At 34.4% G+C, this 1,924-nt stretch carries 2 protein-coding genes; both read right to left on the bottom strand.

Annotated elements, in window-relative coordinates:
- Window positions 1-983 (bottom strand): hypothetical protein (locus IUY40_RS19090; RefSeq protein WP_195738447.1); only part of this gene is annotated, 983 nt, incomplete at its 3' end.
- Between the two features lie 26 nt (window positions 984-1,009).
- Window positions 1,010-1,924, bottom strand: a 915-nt coding sequence (locus IUY40_RS19085; RefSeq protein WP_195738446.1) for an OmpA family protein, incomplete at its 5' end; no start/stop codon positions are given.

Raw genomic sequence — 1,924 nt, 5'->3', positions numbered from 1 at the left:
GTGTCCTGTCCTTTTTTTATTGATGTTAACGGCGTATTTGTTTCTTGATTAAAAACCATAGTACCATCAAAACGCAATCCTAACATACGACCTCTGTCAAATTCTTCTGCTGAGACATATATATAACCCGAAGGATCTACCTCTAAGCCAGTAAAAATACCATCCACATTGCTATACGTTTTATCAAAAATAACTTGACCGTCTGTACGAATACGAGTAATTCTAGGAGAATTCCCAGAACCATATCCTCCTCCTCCAATAGCTAGCAAACTTTCGTCTTCTAAAAGTTTAAAGTCTTTATAAACTCCTCCCGCAATAGGCGAACTGTGATGAAAAACTTCAGCTCCTGAGTTGTTCAGCTTCAATAAAACACCTATTCCATTGCTATTATCCACTGAGCTACCCATAGCCAAAATATTGTTGTCCTGGTCTATAATCAAACCATTAAGCACTGTACTGTTATTGTAAAGTTTGTCAAAGATAATTTTTCCATTAATGTTGAATTTTACAATTCGACCTTGCTGTAAAACACCTCCAGAAACTCCAACTGCTACAAAATTACCTTCTAGGTCTTCTTTAACAGTAGTAAAATAACCACCGTTATTTTCTCCAAAAACTTTATCAAAAAGCGGAGTCCCTTTAGAGTCAAAAAGAGAAATTCGTCCAGCACCGGTACTTAACGTTCCTCCCCCAACAGCTAAAATGCTCTCTTTTTTGGTAAGAATAATATCTTTATACGAATCTATTCCGCGATTAACGATTGTGCGATCAAAAATAACTTTGCCATCTTCTGATAATTTAGCAATATAGCCTTTTGAGCTACCTCCCCCTGCAACGATTAAATCTCCTGATTCAAAAGAAACTACTTTGTTTATTATACTATTACCTTCGACTAAATTTTTGTTAAAAACGGCAGGCATTTCCTGAGCTAAAGCTGGAAAAAAGCTAATTAAAGCTAATAATTGTATGAATTTTTTTACCATGTTAAAGGTTTTATTTGTTTAATTTATTATTTTATAGTAATCACAGTTCTTCTATTTTCTCTTGAAACTTGCTCAATTTCCTCTTCTGTCATTCCTGGCTCAATACGCTTTAAAGGATTAGTATCTCCATTAAAACGAAGAAGGAACGATTCCTTAGGAATTCCTTTGCTTATCAGATAGTTTTGAACAACTTCGGCTCTCTTTTTGGATAATCCTAAATTGTATAATTCTTTACCTAATGTATCTGTATTACCACTAAGCTCAATCATCGCTTTTTTATTTAAAGCCCATAGTTGGTATATATCATCTAAAATGTATAGTTCCTCTGTTTTTAATATTGCTTTATCAAAATCAAAATGAACCATTCTAAATATTTCTTCCTTTGGAAGAGCAACCAGCTCTTCAACAGCTGTTGATGCTACAGCTATATTTCCAATTGGACCTACAGTTACCGTTTTGTTTACAGCTTCCATGATTGAAAGCATTGGATCTGGAGATTGAACTACATAAACACATTTGTTGCTCAAATTGTCATCTTCACTATTTTTTCTATCCGAAGAGAAGTAATATTTCTTGTTCACTACATCATAAACAGGGTTCGAATCATCGAAATGAGTATTTATTGGGTATGGAAAATGAAATACCGTTGCATCTGTTTCTTTTAAATTGATTACAAAAATATCCTGACCTCCGTATCCTTTATGACCGTTGGATGAAAAATGCAAATTTGTACCTTCTATATACGGAAACAACTCGTCTCCATTGGTGTTAATTTTTGGCCCTAAGTTTACAGGCTTGCCATACACTTGTTTCTCTTTATCAAAATCGACATAATAAAGGTCTACTCCACCATATCCTCCTGGCATATCTGAAGCAAAGTATAGTCTAGAACCGTCTTCTGAAATACTCGGGTGTAAAAAAGAGTATAGATTTGATTTTGG

Origin of the sequence: Flavobacterium sp. ALJ2 (assembly GCF_015594725.1) — a bacterium.
GTDB lineage: Bacteria > Bacteroidota > Bacteroidia > Flavobacteriales > Flavobacteriaceae > Flavobacterium.
This window is presented reverse-complemented; position numbering and strand designations above follow the sequence as displayed.